14 protein-coding genes and 1 other RNA gene are annotated in these 15,345 nt (G+C 58.7%); 9 read left to right on the forward strand and 6 right to left on the reverse strand.

Translation table 11 applies throughout. The annotated features are described in order from the left end of the window. Positions 1 to 38: 38 nt before the first annotated feature. Positions 39 to 1,970, reverse strand: coding sequence for a molecular chaperone DnaK (dnaK, locus tag NH398_RS15255; protein ID WP_159340784.1), 1,932 nt, complete (start codon positions 1,968 to 1,970; stop codon positions 39 to 41). 152 nt (positions 1,971 to 2,122) lie between these two features. After that, a complete protein-coding gene (gene grpE, locus NH398_RS15260; RefSeq protein ID WP_253019179.1) occupies positions 2,123 to 2,752 on the reverse strand; it encodes a nucleotide exchange factor GrpE in 630 nt (209 codons plus the stop codon). 199 nt (positions 2,753 to 2,951) lie between these two features. On the opposite strand from grpE, the gene recN reads away from it, so the two are divergent. Further along, a complete protein-coding gene (gene recN, locus NH398_RS15265) occupies positions 2,952 to 4,625 on the forward strand; it encodes a DNA repair protein RecN (RefSeq protein WP_253019180.1) in 1,674 nt (557 codons plus the stop codon). Positions 4,626 to 4,807: 182 nt separating this feature from the next. On the opposite strand, the gene fur is transcribed toward recN, so the two are convergent. Continuing rightward, entirely contained in the window at positions 4,808 to 5,260 is a 453-nt protein-coding gene (fur, locus tag NH398_RS15270) for a ferric iron uptake transcriptional regulator (RefSeq protein ID WP_016915905.1), read from the reverse strand. Positions 5,261 to 5,332: 72 nt separating this feature from the next. On the opposite strand from fur, the gene bamE reads away from it, so the two are divergent. Then, positions 5,333 to 5,797 (forward strand): outer membrane protein assembly factor BamE, encoded by a 465-nt coding sequence (bamE, locus tag NH398_RS15275; RefSeq protein WP_159340781.1) that lies wholly within the window; start codon positions 5,333 to 5,335, stop codon positions 5,795 to 5,797. A 7-nt stretch (positions 5,798 to 5,804) separates the two neighbouring features. On the opposite strand, the gene NH398_RS15280 is transcribed toward bamE, so the two are convergent. After that, positions 5,805 to 6,116, reverse strand: a complete 312-nt coding sequence (locus tag NH398_RS15280; protein WP_159340780.1) for an RnfH family protein — start codon at positions 6,114 to 6,116, stop codon at positions 5,805 to 5,807. Further along, positions 6,106 to 6,540 carry a type II toxin-antitoxin system RatA family toxin gene (locus tag NH398_RS15285; protein ID WP_159340779.1) on the reverse strand — a complete coding sequence of 145 codons (435 nt, stop codon included), beginning with the start codon at positions 6,538 to 6,540 and terminating at the stop codon, positions 6,106 to 6,108. Before NH398_RS15285 ends, NH398_RS15280 begins: the two co-directional genes overlap by 11 nt. Before the next feature lie 126 nt (positions 6,541 to 6,666). Between NH398_RS15285 and smpB the strand changes: the two genes are divergently transcribed. From smpB to NH398_RS15300, 3 genes are all read left to right on the forward strand, one after another. Beyond that, positions 6,667 to 7,158 carry an SsrA-binding protein SmpB gene (smpB, locus tag NH398_RS15290; RefSeq protein WP_062360527.1) on the forward strand — a complete coding sequence of 164 codons (492 nt, stop codon included), beginning with the start codon at positions 6,667 to 6,669 and terminating at the stop codon, positions 7,156 to 7,158. A gap of 44 nt (positions 7,159 to 7,202) precedes the next feature. Then, positions 7,203 to 7,582: a transfer-messenger RNA gene (ssrA, locus tag NH398_RS15295) on the forward strand. Positions 7,583 to 7,828: 246 nt separating this feature from the next. Beyond that, the gene (locus NH398_RS15300) at positions 7,829 to 8,785 is read left to right on the forward strand and encodes a calcium/sodium antiporter (RefSeq protein WP_159340730.1); all 957 of its coding nucleotides are present in this window, start codon (positions 7,829 to 7,831) and stop codon (positions 8,783 to 8,785) included. Here the strand turns inward: NH398_RS15300 and NH398_RS15305 are convergent. Further along, on the reverse strand, positions 8,782 to 9,759 hold the full coding sequence (locus tag NH398_RS15305) for a TAXI family TRAP transporter solute-binding subunit (RefSeq protein WP_159340729.1): 978 nt from the start codon (positions 9,757 to 9,759) through the stop codon (positions 8,782 to 8,784). The genes NH398_RS15300 and NH398_RS15305 overlap by 4 nt on opposite strands. Before the next feature lie 336 nt (positions 9,760 to 10,095). Between NH398_RS15305 and NH398_RS15310 the strand changes: the two genes are divergently transcribed. The 4 genes from NH398_RS15310 to nhaD all read left to right on the forward strand — a co-directional run bounded on the left by NH398_RS15310 (position 10,096) and on the right by nhaD (position 15,283). Next, entirely contained in the window at positions 10,096 to 11,055 is a 960-nt protein-coding gene (locus tag NH398_RS15310; RefSeq protein WP_253019181.1) for an ABC transporter permease, read from the forward strand. A 37-nt stretch (positions 11,056 to 11,092) separates the two neighbouring features. Beyond that, the gene (locus tag NH398_RS15315; protein ID WP_253019182.1) at positions 11,093 to 11,932 is read left to right on the forward strand and encodes an ABC transporter permease; all 840 of its coding nucleotides are present in this window, start codon (positions 11,093 to 11,095) and stop codon (positions 11,930 to 11,932) included. Continuing rightward, positions 11,925 to 13,544 (forward strand): ABC transporter ATP-binding protein, encoded by a 1,620-nt coding sequence (locus tag NH398_RS15320; protein WP_253019183.1) that lies wholly within the window; start codon positions 11,925 to 11,927, stop codon positions 13,542 to 13,544. The genes NH398_RS15315 and NH398_RS15320 overlap by 8 nt, the downstream gene beginning before the upstream one ends. Positions 13,545 to 13,804: 260 nt before the next feature. Beyond that, complete coding sequence (nhaD, locus tag NH398_RS15325; RefSeq protein WP_253019184.1) at positions 13,805 to 15,283, forward strand: sodium:proton antiporter NhaD; 1,479 nt, start codon at positions 13,805 to 13,807, stop codon at positions 15,281 to 15,283. Positions 15,284 to 15,345 lie beyond the last annotated feature (62 nt).

Below are 15,345 nucleotides of genomic sequence, written 5' to 3' on the forward strand. Positions count from 1 at the left end.
CTCCCGCGTCACCGCTTTCCTTGGCAGAAAGAGGTGGGTTACTGCTTCTTCTTGTCGTCGTTGACTTCTTCGTACTCGGCGTCAACCACGTCATCGTCCTGCTTGGTGTTGGCCTCTTCTGCACCTTCACCACCCGCCTGCGCGGCGTCTGCCTGCTCGGCGTACATCTTCTGCGCCAGCTGGCCGGACACTTCGGTCAGCGCATCCAGTTTCTTCTGGATATCGTCCTGGTCATCGGTTTTCACCGCTTCTTCCAGCTCGGCGATGGCGTTTTCGATGGCCTGTTTCTCGTCATCGGTCGCCTTGTCGCCCGCTTCTTGAACGGTCTTGCGAGTGGCGTGAATCATGCCGTCCGCTTGGTTACGCAGCTGCACCAGCGCTTCGAACTTTTTATCTTCGTCCGCGTGGGCTTCAGCGTCGCGTACCATTTGCTCGATCTCTTCATCGGAGAGGCCGCTGGACGCTTTGATGACGATGGACTGCTCTTTGCCGGTTGCCTTGTCTTTGGCAGACACGTTCAGGATACCGTTGGCATCGAGGTCGAACGCCACTTCGATCTGCGGTACACCGCGCGGTGCCGGCGGAATGTCGGCGAGGTCGAAGCGACCCAGCGACTTGTTCTGCGACACTTGCTTACGCTCACCCTGGACGACGTGAATGGTCACGGCAGTCTGGTTGTCATCCGCGGTCGAGAAGGTTTGGGTCTTCTTGGTCGGGATGGTGGTGTTCTTGTCGATCAGCGGCGTCATCACGCCACCCAGGGTTTCGATACCCAGGGTCAGCGGGGTCACGTCGAGCAGCAGTACGTCTTTAACGTCGCCACCCAGAACACCGCCCTGAATCGCAGCACCCACGGCCACTGCTTCGTCCGGGTTCACGTCTTTACGCGCTTCTTTACCGAAGAAGTCTGCCGCTTTCTTCTGAACCATCGGCATACGGGTCTGACCGCCGACCAGAATCACTTCGTCGATTTCAGACGCGGACAGGCCTGCATCTTTCAGCGCCATTTTGCACGGCTCGAGCGAACGCTGAACCAGGTCTTCGACCAGCGACTCCAGCTTGGCACGGGTCACCTTCACGTTGAGGTGTTTCGGGCCAGTGTTGTCGGCGGTGATGTACGGCAGGTTCACGTCGGTCTGCTGCGCGCTGGAAAGCTCGATCTTGGCTTTCTCGGCGGCTTCTTTCAGACGCTGCATAGCTAGGTTGTCGCCAGACAGATCGATGCCGCTGTCCGACTTGAACTGGTCAACCAGATAGTTGATCAGCGCCAGGTCGAAATCTTCACCGCCCAGGAAGGTGTCGCCGTTGGTCGCCAACACTTCGAACTGCGTTTCGCCATCAACGTCGGCGACTTCGATGATGGAGATATCGAAGGTACCGCCACCCAGATCGTACACCGCGATGGTTTTATCACCACGGGATTTGTCCATGCCGTAGGCAAGCGCTGCGGCGGTCGGCTCGTTGATGATGCGCTTGACGTCCAGACCGGCAATGCGGCCCGCATCTTTAGTAGCCTGACGCTGGCTGTCGTTGAAGTAGGCCGGTACGGTGATGACCGCTTCGGTGACCGCTTCGCCGAGATAGTCTTCGGCGGTCTTCTTCATTTTCTTCAGCACTTCCGCGCTTACCTGCGGCGGTGCCATTTTTTTGCCTTTCACTTCTACCCACGCATCGCCGTTATCGGCTTCAGCGATTTTGTAGGGCACCATCTTGATGTCTTTTTGAACGACGTCGTCTTTGAAGCGACGGCCGATCAGACGCTTGATGGCGTAAAGGGTGTTTTCCGGGTTGGTCACGGCCTGGCGCTTGGCGGCCTGACCTACCAGGGTTTCGCCGTCGTCGGTGTAGGCAATGATGGAAGGCGTGGTACGACCGCCTTCGGCGTTTTCAATGACTTTAGCGCTGTCACCATCGAGCACGGCCACACAAGAGTTAGTGGTGCCCAGGTCGATACCAATAATGCGTCCCATAGCAAAAACCTCGAATTCGGTTGAAACAAAACTGATGTTTTACGCCGCTGTTACTTACTTGGCGTCTGCGGGTTTTCCCGCGGGTTGCCCTTTATTTGGGGGCCGCTTGCAGCATTTCAAGGGCTTTTTTTACTGCAATGCGTCAACGCGGCTTAATTCGCTTTTTGGCTGACCACGACCATGGCAGGGCGCACGAGGCGGCCGTTCAGCAGATAGCCCTTCTGCATCACATCCATCACAGTGTTGGGGTCGAGCTCTGGGTTCGGCACCATCGCCATGGCTTCATGCACCTGTGGGTCGAAGGGCTCGCCCTGGGGCTCGATGCTTTCGACGCCAAATTTGCTCAGCACGTCTAGCTGCATTTTGAGGGTCATGGAGACACCTTCACGATGCACGTCGGACGCGTCGTCCTGCATGCTTTCCAAGGCTTTCTCAAGGCTATCCACCACGGGCAACAGCTCTTTGACGAACTTCTCCAGGGCAAACTTGCGCGCTTTTTCGGCTTCTTGCTCCGCCCGGCGGCGAACGTTTTGAGCCTCGGCAGCGGCGCGCAGCGCTTGGTCTTTGGCTTCCGCTAGGCTCTGCTCCAGCTCTTCTACCTGGGCGGCCAACACGTCGGCTTCGGGGCTGCCGGCGCTGCCTTCCAGCGGCGCATCGTCATCGATCAGCCCTTCCAGCTCGCCTTCCACCAACCGCTCCTCGGCAGATTGGTCGATGACCTCTGCTTCCTGCTCTTGGCGTGCCAGCTCATCTTCCAACGGGGTTTGCGGTTCTTTTGCCATGCCTTGCTCCTGAAATAAGTAACGGTGCCGGTGGCGGCCACCTGAGTTAAGTAGCGGGTGTTAACCACGTATGCAGCCTATATGGGGGCCATAAAAGCCATCTCAAGAGGGGCATTGAAGTGAGTTATCGACTACTGTATAAAACAACAATTATTGGATAAGTATCCAGCTTCTGTGCCGCACCGCCTCAGGAGGTCTTATGCTTACGCAGCTAGCGATCCAAGACTACGCGATCGTTGATCGTCTCGAACTCGACCTGACCCGGGGCATGACCGCCATTACGGGCGAAACTGGGGCGGGTAAATCCATTCTGTTGGGTGCCCTGGGGCTCTGCCTGGGCGAGCGCGCCGATGCGGGTAGCGTGCGCCACGGCTGCGAGCGAACCGATCTCTCCGCCCGTTTCGATATTCAGCATCTGCCCGCCGCTACCGAATGGCTGGTGGCCCGCGAACTGCCCGCCGACGAGTGCCTGCTGCGCCGCGTGGTCACTGCCAACGGCCGCTCCAAGGCGTGGATCAACGGCCACCCGGCGACCATTGCCGATTTGAAATCCCTCGGCGAACAGTTGATTCAGATTCATGGCCAGCATGCCCACCAAGCCTTGATGCGGGAAGAGACGCACTTGGCGCTACTGGATGATTACGCCGGACTTCGCGAACGCAGCCAGCAGCTCGCCGAGACGTTCCGCGAGTGGCGCAGCGCTCGCCGTCGGCTGAAAAAACTCAGTGAAGAGGGCAGCGAAGTCGAGGCCAAACGCCAACTGCTGCGCTATCAAGTCGAGGAGCTGGATCAGCTAGGCCTTGCCGAAGGCGAGCTGCAAACCTTGGAAGAGGAGCAGCACACCCTGGCCCACGCCGAAGAGACCCTGCGTGAAACCCAGTTTGCCGCCGACTGCTGCGAAAGCGATGAAGGGGGCGCCCTGTCGCTTCTCAACCAAGCCTACGCCCACCTGAGCGCACTGCCCGGCAGCGATAAAGGCACGCTTGCCAACACGCTTACCATGTTGAGCGATGCACGCATTCAAGTCGAAGAAGCCGCCAGTGAGCTGCACCGACTGGCCAGCACTACCGAACTGGACCCAGAGCGGCTGGCGTGGGTAGAGGAGCGGATGGGCGACGTACACCGCATTGCCCGTAAGCACCACGTCGCTCCCGAAGAGATTTGTGCGCTGCATGCCCAACTCAAACAGGAAGTGGCGCAGCTCGAAGCCAGCGATGACGATCTAGAAGCCCTCAGCAGCCAAGTGGCCGAGTACCGCGAGCGTTACCGCAGCGAGGCCAAGCAGCTCACCGAAGCACGTCAGAAGGCCGCCGTGCGTCTGGGCAAAGAGGTACAGCAGCAGTTGGCCTTCTTGGCCATGGGCAAAGCACGCTTCGAAGTGGACGTTACCCCGCGCGAAACGCCTTCCCCCGAGGGCTTGGACCATGTGCAATTCCTGATCAGCGCCAACCCGGGCCAACCTGCCCGGCCGCTCACCAAGGTCGCTTCCGGGGGCGAGCTGTCGCGCATCAGCTTGGCCATTCAAGTGGTGGCGGCGTCGCATTCGACGATTCCGAGCCTCGTCTTCGATGAAGTGGACGTGGGTATTTCTGGGGCAACGGCGGAAATCGTCGGCCAACTGCTGCGAAAGCTGGGGGAAAACGGTCAGGTGATGACCGTGACCCACCTGCCTCAAGTGGCCGCTCAAGCGCACCAGCATCTGCACATCGAAAAGCGCGCCAAGCGAGACACCACGCTCACCCACATGGCGCTGCTGGACGAGCGCGGCCGGATCAGCGAGCTGGCGCGTATGCTGGGCGGCGTGACGCTGTCCGACCAAACCCTGGCCCATGCGCGGGAAATGCTTCACGCCAGCCAGCGCCCGCCCCACTAACTCCCAGGGTCTCTAACGCCCAGGCATCTATCTCCCCGGCATCCAAGCCCACGCCACCTGACTCGCGCAGGTGGCACAGCGTACCTAGGCCTGCGTTGAATACAAAACGCCCCCAGGGCGCCAGTGATACGTTCACTCGCACTTTGGGGGCGTTTTTACACGGCGTTGCGCTTAACGATTCGCTATTTGCGATTCGTTGGGCCGCTATCCTGGCGTGTCACATCAGACCCGCGAGGGCGAACGTACAGCACCAGGGCATGGTCCACTAGCTCGTAGCCGTGCTCTTCGGCGATCTCTTGCTGGCGACGCTCGATGATGTCATCGACGAATTCGATGATTTCACCGCTTTCCAGACACACCATATGGTCGTGGTGGTCCTCTTGGGTCATCTCGAAGACCGCGTGACCACCGTCGAAGTTGTGACGAATCACAAGGCCCGCCGACTCGAATTGAGTCAATACGCGGTAGACGGTTGCCAGGCCAACATCCTCGCCCGCATCAATCAGTGTTTTATACACTTCTTCTGCGCTAAGGTGGTGTTGACCCGAAGCATTTTCGAGAATCTGCAGGATCTTGACGCGCGGCAGGGTCACTTTCAGCCCGGCTTTGCGCAGTTCATGGTTCTGATCGGCCATGGTTGCTCTTCGCAGTAACAGGTTAGGTCGGGTATCATCGACCGAAACCACGATAGTGAAGAACAGGCTCAAATGCAAAAATTGACTCGTATCATTACTCTTTCCGTTGCCCTGACCGTTGTTAGCGGCTGCAGCTACGTTGGCGTTTACAAGCGCGACATTCCCCAGGGCAACCTGATCACCCAGGAGATGGTCAGCCAGCTCCAGCCGGGTATGACCCAAGAGCAGGTGACCTACGTCATGGGGCGCCCGCTGCTGGAAGCGCCGTTCGACTCCAGTGAGTGGGATTATGTCTACCGCGTCGACAAAGCCTACGAGGGCGTCGAGCAGCGCCGCGTAACGCTCACGTTCGACAACGCGGGCCGCTTGGTGAACATCGAACAGGAAGGCGATTTATCCAGTGATCTGCCGATCAGCACCGACGGCAGCATGGGCCCCGCCGTGGAAGGCGCAGACCCGCTGGACACGCTGCCCAGCCAGCGTACCCCCACGCCGGAAACGGCCCCCGAGCCACAGCCCATCATTACCGGCGAGTAAGCCAGGGCTACTGCCCTTTGGCCTGACGCTTGGCCCGCTCTAGGCGGGCCGCTTTCGGGTCGATCTGTAGCGGGCGATACACTTCCACACGGTCGCCCTCGCGCAGAGTCTCTTTGTCCGGCTGGCGAATGGCCTTGCCGAATATGCCCAGCGGTGCCTGCGCGAAGGTGTCGCTGGGTACCTCTTGGAACAGGCTAGGCAAATCGGCCAGCGCGACGGCTTGTCGTGCGGTCGTGCCCTCAGGCACCACAAGCGCAACGATGCGCTGTTTGTGGGGTAATGCGAAGGCGACCTCTACCTTCAGCAGGTTATCGGCCATACATCTCATCGGCGCGCTTGGTGAACGCGTCGACCAGTTGCCCGGCAATTTGCTGGAACAGCTTGCCAAACGCCATGCTCAGCAGCCGATTGGCGAACACGAACTCCATTTCCAAACTAACCTTACAGGCATCTTCGCCCATCGGCGTAAACAGCCAGCGACCCTTGAGCTGTTTGAACGGCCCTTTCACTAGCGACAGCTCGATGCGCTCAGGCGCGTACAGGTCGTTGCGCGTGGTAATGGTTTGCTCCACGCCCGCGCGCCCAAGCGTCATTTCACCAATCAGATGATCAGCGTCATGCTCGAGCAAACGCGCCCGGCGGCACCCCGGCAGGAACTCGGGGTAGCGTTCGAAGTCATTGACCAAATCGAACATTTGTTGGGGGGTGTGCCGCACCAAGGCGGTACGATTAACGGTTGGCATTGACCTCTCCGCTGACTTCACAGTGCCCAAAGCGTATCATGGGAAACATTTTTTCAGACCTTGAATGGTATCACGCCTCCCCACATAACGAAGGGGGTGCTACTGACAGATCAACGATGAGGTTCCATGGCCACTAAGAAAGGTAACAGCAAGGGCCCCGGCAGCAGTGTCATTGCCCAGAACAAGAAGGCACGGTTTGAGTACCATATCGACGAAACCTTCGAAGCGGGCTTGGCGCTGGCGGGCTGGGAAGTAAAAAGCCTGCGCGCCGGTAAAGCGCAGCTCACCGACACCTACATTTTGATTCGCAACGGCGAAGCGTTCCTGCTGGGCAGTCATATCATGCCGCTGAACACGGCCAGCACCCATGAAATTGCTGACCCCACGCGAACTCGTAAACTGCTGCTGCATCGTAAAGAGATCGCCAAAATCTTTTCGGTCACCCAGGACAAGGGCCACACCTGTGTGCCGCTCAAGCTCTACTGGAAGCGTAACAAGGTAAAGTGCGAACTGGCGCTAGTAACCGGTAAGAAAATTCACGACAAGCGGGCTACCGAAAAAGATCGCGACTGGAATCGCCAAAAAGGCCGAATTATGCGGGAACATAACAAGGCATAACTGGTCAATTTGCCGTGAGCACGTTAGAATGTGGCTTTGACTAAGGGGGCGACATGGTTTCGACGCCGGTGACAAACCCTGCGGTGCATGCCGAGAGCGTGATGTATCTCGTAAATACCACATCACGAAAAATAGTCGCAAACGACGAAAACTACGCTCAAGGCGCGCTGGCAGCTTAAACCCTGCTAGCTTCTTGTCTGGCCCCAAGGTGATGTGCCTATTCATCGCTGCGGGGATATGAGCTAAAGCTGATAGGACCGCGGTTGGCGGTGTCTTCTCGTCAACCGTTAAACTTTAGAAGGCTCGCGTGGCTGAATCCTGACCGTCGGAGTCAGTCGCGCTAAAGCAAATGACGGAATCTAAGCATGTAGAGCCAATGGGCGCGTGCTGGCGGACGCGGGTTCAATTCCCGCCGCCTCCACCAGACACCCCTACAAATCAAGCACCCACGGGTGCTTTTTTTGTGCCTGCTCACTGCCCTTATACGTCCAAGCGCCTCTTTTTAGCGTTATTTTCCAGTATGAAAGCGACCGCTTTTCTCATGCCCTCTTCCCGCCCTTTGTCTCTTTTATGTGACCGATGCAAAGGGCTTTGCACGCCTCATGAAGCCAGCTACTGTTAGAGGCCTAAGCTTGGCAAACGTCCAAGCGTATCGAGAAGGAAGTGACACATGCTGTATGGATTGAGCTTGCTGGCCGGTATCGTGCTGCTATTCGGCGGCGGGGAGGCTTTAATACGCGGTGCGGTCGCTGGTGCCAAGCGAATGGGGGTTTCACCACTACTCACGGGATTGGTGGTCGTGGGCTTTGGCACCTCGGCGCCTGAGCTAGTGGTATCGATCGATGCCGCGATACGCGAGCAGCCAGACATCGCCGTGGGCAATATCGTCGGTAGTAACATCGGTAACGTGTTACTGATTTTAGGGCTGTGTGCCGCCATCTGCCCCATGACCGTTCAGCCCCTGGCGCTGCGGCGAGACGGCGTGGTGGTGGTCGGCGCCAGTGTCCTGTTTATCGTACTGGCCTGGAGCGGTGCACTGGGTCGCTGGGAAGCGGCCCTACTGCTAGCCGCCCTCACTGCCTATCTGGTGTGGGCTTACCGCACCGAGCGCCAACAGCCGATGCCGGAAGGCGACATGCACGCCGCCGAAGCGGAGGAAGTCACGGCCATTCCCACCTCGACCGTCATGATCGTCGCCGCTCTCGTCGTGGGGCTGGGCATGTTGATTGGTGGCTCGCAGCTCTTGCTTTATGGAGCGATTGGCCTTGCCCAAGCGATGGGGATTTCAGAAGCCGTCATCGGCTTGACCATCGTCGCGGTCGGTACATCACTGCCAGAAATGGCCGTGTCAGTAATTGCCGCGCTGCGCCGTCACGCCGATGTCGCCGTGGGTAACATCCTAGGCAGCAACATCTTCAACGTGCTTGGGATTCTCGGCATCTCGGCCGTTCTCCAGCCGCTGCCCATTGCCGAACGGGTGAGCCAGTTTGACCAGTGGGTGATGCTGGGCTCGGCAGGCCTGCTGCTGCTCTTTCTTTATACCGGCATGCGCCTATCCCGCTGGGAAGGCACCGCGCTACTGGGTGGATACGCAGCGTACATTGCACTGAGCTTTACTATCTTTTAACGGACATGCACGGGTAAGTCAGTGCCCACTTCGTCGTAGTAACGCAGAGCGCCGGGGTGCAGCGGTGTCGTCATATGAGCGAGCAGGTCCGGCGTGACGCCCGCCCACCAGGCGGCCTGCTCCGCGAGACGCGCTTTTTGCTCCCAAAAGAGCTTCGTAAGGCGATACGCGGTCTCTGCATCCATCTGCTCGGTGGTGTATGCGATGACGGGGCGTGACGTCGTGTGGGTGGGCTGGGCGATGCCGGGATAGGTGCCTCCTGGAATGACCTGGGGTACCGCCCCCGTCTGAGCGATCTGCTCGGCGGTCAAGCTAATGAGCGTGATGGGCACGAGCGACGCCGTCTCGATCACGTTGGGTGTAGGGTAAGAACTGGCCGTGACGAACGCATCGATCAGGCCCTCTCTCAACGCTTCTGGGCCGTTGGTGATCGAGGCATCGGCCAAGCGCACCCTCCCTTCCAAACCGAAGAGCTGAAAATAGCGAGCGGCCTCTCCGGCGCTAAACGTGCCACGCCCAATCAGCACATGCTGGCCGCGTAACGCCTCGAACGATGCCGTGCCATCGTCCCCCGCCATGACGAAGTGCATGGTCAGCGACGGCATGGGAAACAGTCCACGAATGGCCGCGAACCGCTCATCCTCATGACCAGCGAACGGCCCTTCGCCCGCCACGGCCTGAGCCACGAGGGCAGGCGGTGCCGTGAATACATAGCGCCCCTGCCGGGTCATGACTTCTTGAACATTTTGCACCGACCCCTGGCTCTCTTCGTTGGTCAGTACGATAGCGTCGTCACTGCCTTGTCGAATGACGTTAGCAAGCTCGCTGCCCATTTGGTGATAGGCCGTGCCCGCAAGTGCCGATTTATAAGTAATGCGCGTTTGCGCGTGGGCATCCAGCCCCATACCCGCCATCATCAGCGTGAATGCCAACACACCACCGGTACGAAAAAGAGAGCAGAAACGGGCGCGCATGCAACGTCCTTTGCAGTTGAGGCCTTCTCGGCCTGATGGATTGAGCGGATTCTGAATGCCGTCACGTGAAGCTTTCGCCGTCTATTGGCTGGCTACTCATCGCCTACCGGTCGACACCGATAGCATAGCGGCATATTCGTTCTTACGTTAGCAACCCGCCGTGGCGGACACCAATGGTCGGTTTAAACGGCTCGACCCGCGCCTGCCGAGGGGCAGCAGTGCCTGTGAGGCAATATTAAACCGCATTAGGGGCTGGTCAGCGCCTCCCATGGGCGAGATGATAGCGGGCTTTGCGCTTTCGAAGCGCTCGCTGGCTTCTTAATCTGGACCTTCGTGATGAACACCTTCGTTATCAAGCTGATCGCTCAGCGCTTGGCGCTGGGCCTGTTACTCCTTCTCGCCGTCTCGGTACTGATCTTCGTGGGCACCCAGCTACTGCCTGGCGACGTGGCGCAATCCATCCTTGGGCAGAGCGCCACCCCTGACGCCCTCGAGAACCTACGTCGTGAACTAGGGCTCGACCAACCCGCCTGGGCGCGCTACATCGATTGGTTGGGCGGCATCCTACAGGGCGATCTAGGCACGGCCCTGTCCAATCGCCAGGATATTGGCGAGTCGCTGTGGGGCCGGGCGGGGAATACGCTGTTCTTGGCGTTTTGGACGGCCGTGGTGGCCGTGCCATTCGCCATTCTCTTGGGGCTCGTGGCGGTGCGTTATCAGAATCGCTGGCCAGATCGCATCATTTCCGGCACCACGCTAACGGCCATCTCGCTACCCGAGTTTTTCATCGGCTATTTGCTGATCTATCTCTTTGCCGTGAAATTCAACTGGTTCCCTAGCGTGTCCACCGTCTATAGCGGCATGAGTCTGGGCGAGCGGCTACACGCCATTGTCCTGCCTGCCGCCACCTTAACGCTGGTGATTCTAGCTCACATGATGCGCATGACGCGGGCGGCCATTTTAAGCGTGATGCAGTCCCCCTATATCGAAACCGCCGAACTCAAGGGGCTGGGGCTATTTCGCATCATTGCGCGACACGCCTTTCCCAACGCCATTGCCCCCGTCGTCAACGTGGTCATGTTGAACCTCGCTTTCTTGATCGTTGGCGTGGTCGTCGTCGAGGTGATCTTCGTCTACCCCGGCATGGGTCAGTACCTGATCGACCACGTCGCCAAGCGCGATGTGCCGGTGGTACAGGCGGTGGGACTACTGTTTGCAGCGGTGTACATCGGACTCAACATGCTGGCGGACATCATCGCCATCGTCACCAACCCGCGCTTGCGCCACCCCAAATAACTCGCTGATCACCGTCTTTAGATAGGAACGCACCACCATGTCGATATGTTTAACGCTGCTGAAACGGATGCCAGTGACTGCGCTGATCGGCCTGCTGCTCACGTTCGGCTTTTTAGTGATGGCCCTCTTCGCCCCTTGGCTGGCCCCTTACCCCATGGCCGACAGTGTGGGCGACATGTGGATGGGGCCATCGGCAGAGTTTTGGCTCGGCACCGACAATTTAGGCCGCGACCTTCTCTCACGGCTGATTTACGGCGCCCGCACCACGATGACCATTGCCGCGCTAGCCACGGCGCTGGCGTTCTCCATTGGCTCGGTGCTGGGCATTCTGGCGGCGGTCTACGGTGGCTGGGTGGATCAACTCATGTCGCGCGGTGTCGATATCGTCATGTCGATCCCGACGCTGATTTTTGCTCTGGTCATTCTGTCGGTGATGCCCAGCACGCTGCTCATGCTGATTTTGATCATGGGCGTGCTCGATTCGACCCGAGTGTTTCGTATTTCTCGAGCGGTCGCGGTGAACATCAACGTGATGGACTTCGTGGAAGCCGCTCGGCTGCGCGGCGAGGGCAACGTCTGGATCATCTTCCGAGAAATATTGCCCAACGCGCTCACCCCGCTAGTGGCCGAGCTGGGCCTGCGGTTCATTTTCGCCGTCCTGTTCCTCTCTTCGCTGTCGTTTTTGGGGCTCGGCGTTCAACCACCGGAAGCCGACTGGGGCAGCATGGTGCGTGAAAACCGCCAAGGCATCGTCTTTGGCGTGCCCGCTGCGCTGATTCCTGCGGCGGCCATCGCGCTGTTGGCCATTTCCGTGAACCTGGTAGCCGACTGGGTGCTGCGACACACCACCGATCTAAAAGGAGGCCGCCGTGGCTGATTCGCTGTTAGACATTCGTCATTTAACCATCGAAGCCACGGCCTACCCGCCCGGCGAAGCGCCCCGGGAGATCAGCATCGTCAACGACGTCAGCTTCACCCTGGAGCGCGGCAAAGTACTGGGGCTGATTGGTGAATCCGGCGCGGGCAAATCGACCATTGGCTTGTCGCCAGCGGGCTATGGACGCGGCGATATTCGCTTGAGCGGTGAAGTGTGGGTGAACGGCCGCGATATCTTGAAAGACTCGCCAAAGGCACTGCGTCAGCTGCGTGGTAAAACGGTGTGCTACGTGGCGCAGTCAGCGGCAGCCGCGTTCAACCCCGCCCACACGCTGATGGAGCAGGTCATCGAGACCACCCTGTACCACCGCCTAGCCACTCGCCAAGAGGCCGAGGCACGAGCCATCGAACTGTTCGAGCAGCTTGGGCTACCCGACCCGGCACAGTTTGGCCACCGCTACCCGCACCAGGTATCGGGCGGGCAGCTACAGCGTGCCATGACCGCGATGGCACTCTGTCCAAAGCCCGATCTGATCATTTTCGACGAGCCCACCACGGCCCTTGACGTCACCACGCAAATCGACGTGCTGGCCGCCATCAAGCGGGCCATCAAAACCACGGGGGTCGGTGCACTCTATATCACCCACGACCTTGCCGTGGTCGCTCAAGTCGCAGATGACCTCCTCGTGCTGCGGCAGGGGGAAAAAGTCGAAATGGGCAGCACCGCGCACATCATTGAGTCGCCTCAAGCGCCGTATACGCAAGCGCTGGTGTCGGTGCGTTCCATCGAGCATACGCCGAAAACGCCGTCATCCACGCCGCTGCTGGCCATCGAGGGCGTCAGTGCGGCGTACCACCAAAGCGGAAGCAACGTGTTGAAGGACATTCATCTCTCGGTGAGCGCAGGCCAAACGCTGGCCATCGTGGGGGAGTCTGGGTCGGGGAAATCCACCCTGGCGCGGGTCATCACCGGGCTGCTGCCGCCCAACCAGGGCCAGCTTCGCTTTGACGGGAGCACACTGCCCAACACCCTCGCCAAACGTGATAAAGAGACGCTGCGCGAACTGCAGATGATTTATCAAATGGCGGACGTGGCCATGAACCCGCGCCACACCGTAGGCACCCTCATCGGCCGCCCGCTCACGTTCTACTTCGGCTTGAAAGGCCAAGCACGCCGTCAGCGGGTGATCGAGCTGCTCGACGCCATCGAGCTGGGGGAAGCGTTTATGGACCGCTATCCGGCCGAGCTGTCGGGCGGTCAAAAACAGCGCGTATGCATTGCGCGTGCCCTGGCGGCCAAACCGAAGCTCATCATCTGCGATGAGGTCACCAGCGCGCTCGACCCGCTCGTGGCCGATGGTATTTTAAAGCTGCTGTTGCGGCTACAGGCGCAAGAAAACGTGGCCTACCTGTTCATCACTCACGACTTGGCCACCGTCAAGGCGATTGCCGATAGCATTGCGGTGATGCACCAAGGGCGTGTGGTGCGTGACGGCGAGCGTGATACCGTGTTGAGCCCGCCTTTCGACGAGTATACGCAAACGCTATTGGCGTCGGTGCCGCAAATGAAGCTAGGATGGCTCGAAGAGGCCCTGACGACTCACGGCCATTAACTAAGTGCCAATAAGGGCAGTGGCACCATCGCTGCCTTTATGGATGTAAGGCATTCACCTTTCGTTTAACCGGCTAAACTTCTTACACTATTGTGCGTTATTTACTATTAGCGAAACGGATAATTTCTAAAAAAAAGACGGTATCTCTAAAAGATACGCCCTGTTCATTCGGTTTAATTCCGTATTGCGACGCAATATAGCTTGTTAAACTGGCGGCGCTTATTCCCCCTTCTTTTAACCATTATAAGGATAAACGCGCCATGTTGACGCTACATCATGACCCAGGCCAGCCTCGATACACTCGTTGCTGGCCTTTTTTGTTAGCGGCCTTACTATTTTTCATCAGCCCGGCGGCCTTTGCCGTCACCGGCGAGGTAGATTTAACCACCTCTGCCGTAGGCTATGTGGCCGTGGCGATCTTCGTGCTGGCCTATGCTCTGGTGATGGCCGAAGAGAAGATCCACATGCGCAAATCCAAGCCCGTGCTGGTGGCGGCGGGCATCATCTGGGGACTCATTGGCTGGGTATACGTTCAGAACGGCATGTCGGATACGTCCGAGTACGCATTTCGCGTGACGCTTCTGGAGTTTACCGAGCTAATGCTGTTCCTGCTGGTGGCGATGACGTATATCAACGCCATGGAAGAGCGTCGCGTCTTCGATGCGCTGCGCTCTTGGATGCTGCGCAAAGGGTTTAACTACCGCACGCTGTTTTGGTTGACTGGCGGCTTGGCGTTTATGCTGTCGCCCATTGCCGATAACTTAACCACCGCCCTCTTGATGTGCGCAGTCATCACCAAAGTGGCCGAAGGCGACAAGCGCTTTATCAACTTGGCGTGTATTAACATCGTGGTCGCGGCCAACGCAGGCGGTGCCTTTAGCCCCTTTGGTGATATCACCACCTTGATGGTTTGGCAGGCAGGTCTCATCGAGTTCCAAGAGTTCTTTATTCTGTTCATTCCCTCTCTCGTGAATTTCTTGATTCCTGCGATCGTGATGAGCCTGTTCATCAAGGATCAAAAACCCAGCAGCGTGTATGAAGACGTTCAGCTCAAACGCGGCGCACGGCGCATCATTGCCCTGTTCTTGCTGACGATCGTCACGGCGGTGCTTTGCCATACGCTGCTCCATCTGCCGCCGGTCTTGGGCATGATGACAGGGCTTGGCTATCTACAGTTCTTTGGCTACTACCTGCGCCAAAGCCTTCCCCGCTCGCTGGAGCGCAAGCGCGAACGCTATAGCCGCTTGGGCGATAATAAAAAGCTGGAACAGCTCGGCGGCGTGGTGCCCTTCGATGTCTTCAGCCGTGTGGCCCGCGCCGAGTGGGATACCCTGCTGTTCTTCTACGGGGTGGTGATGTGCGTTGGTGGCTTGGGCTTCATGGGCTATCTGGGACTGCTTTCTGAGGCGCTCTACACCGGTTGGAACGCTACCTGGGCCAACATTGCCTTGGGTATCGTATCGGCCGTGATCGATAACATTCCGGTCATGTTCGCGGTTCTCACCATGGAGCCCGACATGTCCCATGGCCACTGGCTGCTGATCACACTCACGGCGGGAGTGGGCGGTAGCCTACTGTCGATTGGCTCTGCTGCCGGGGTGGCGGTCATGGGTCAGGCGCGCGGCTCGTATACCTTCTTGGGCCATTTACGCTGGTCACCGGTGATCTTGCTCGGCTACATCGCAAGCATTGCGGTACACATTTGGCTCAACGCCGGCAGCTTCAGCGTCTTTGGCTAGCGCTCTGCTGAGTCGCTATGCACAACACCCGCCCAGGCAACCTGGGCGGGTGTTCTGTTTTC

Source organism: Halomonas sp. CnH100-B, from assembly GCF_024124605.1.
Lineage (GTDB): Bacteria > Pseudomonadota > Gammaproteobacteria > Pseudomonadales > Halomonadaceae > Vreelandella.

Bases quoted from the DNA above. Each gene is read 5' to 3' on its own strand.
- dnaK (WP_159340784.1), bottom strand. From the start codon at position 1,970: ATGGGACGCATTATTGGTATCGACCTGGGCACCACTAACTCTTGTGTG.
- grpE (WP_253019179.1), bottom strand. From the start codon at position 2,752: ATGGCAAAAGAACCGCAAACCCCGTTGGAAGATGAGCTGGCACGCCAA.
- recN (WP_253019180.1), top strand. From the start codon at position 2,952: ATGCTTACGCAGCTAGCGATCCAAGACTACGCGATCGTTGATCGTCTC.
- fur (WP_016915905.1), bottom strand. From the start codon at position 5,260: ATGGCCGATCAGAACCATGAACTGCGCAAAGCCGGGCTGAAAGTGACC.
- bamE (WP_159340781.1), top strand. From the start codon at position 5,333: ATGCAAAAATTGACTCGTATCATTACTCTTTCCGTTGCCCTGACCGTT.
- NH398_RS15280 (WP_159340780.1), bottom strand. From the start codon at position 6,116: ATGGCCGATAACCTGCTGAAGGTAGAGGTCGCCTTCGCATTACCCCAC.
- NH398_RS15285 (WP_159340779.1), bottom strand. From the start codon at position 6,540: ATGCCAACCGTTAATCGTACCGCCTTGGTGCGGCACACCCCCCAACAA.
- smpB (WP_062360527.1), top strand. From the start codon at position 6,667: ATGGCCACTAAGAAAGGTAACAGCAAGGGCCCCGGCAGCAGTGTCATT.
- NH398_RS15300 (WP_159340730.1), top strand. From the start codon at position 7,829: ATGCTGTATGGATTGAGCTTGCTGGCCGGTATCGTGCTGCTATTCGGC.
- NH398_RS15305 (WP_159340729.1), bottom strand. From the start codon at position 9,759: ATGCGCGCCCGTTTCTGCTCTCTTTTTCGTACCGGTGGTGTGTTGGCA.
- NH398_RS15310 (WP_253019181.1), top strand. From the start codon at position 10,096: ATGAACACCTTCGTTATCAAGCTGATCGCTCAGCGCTTGGCGCTGGGC.
- NH398_RS15315 (WP_253019182.1), top strand. From the start codon at position 11,093: ATGTCGATATGTTTAACGCTGCTGAAACGGATGCCAGTGACTGCGCTG.
- nhaD (WP_253019184.1), top strand. From the start codon at position 13,805: ATGTTGACGCTACATCATGACCCAGGCCAGCCTCGATACACTCGTTGC.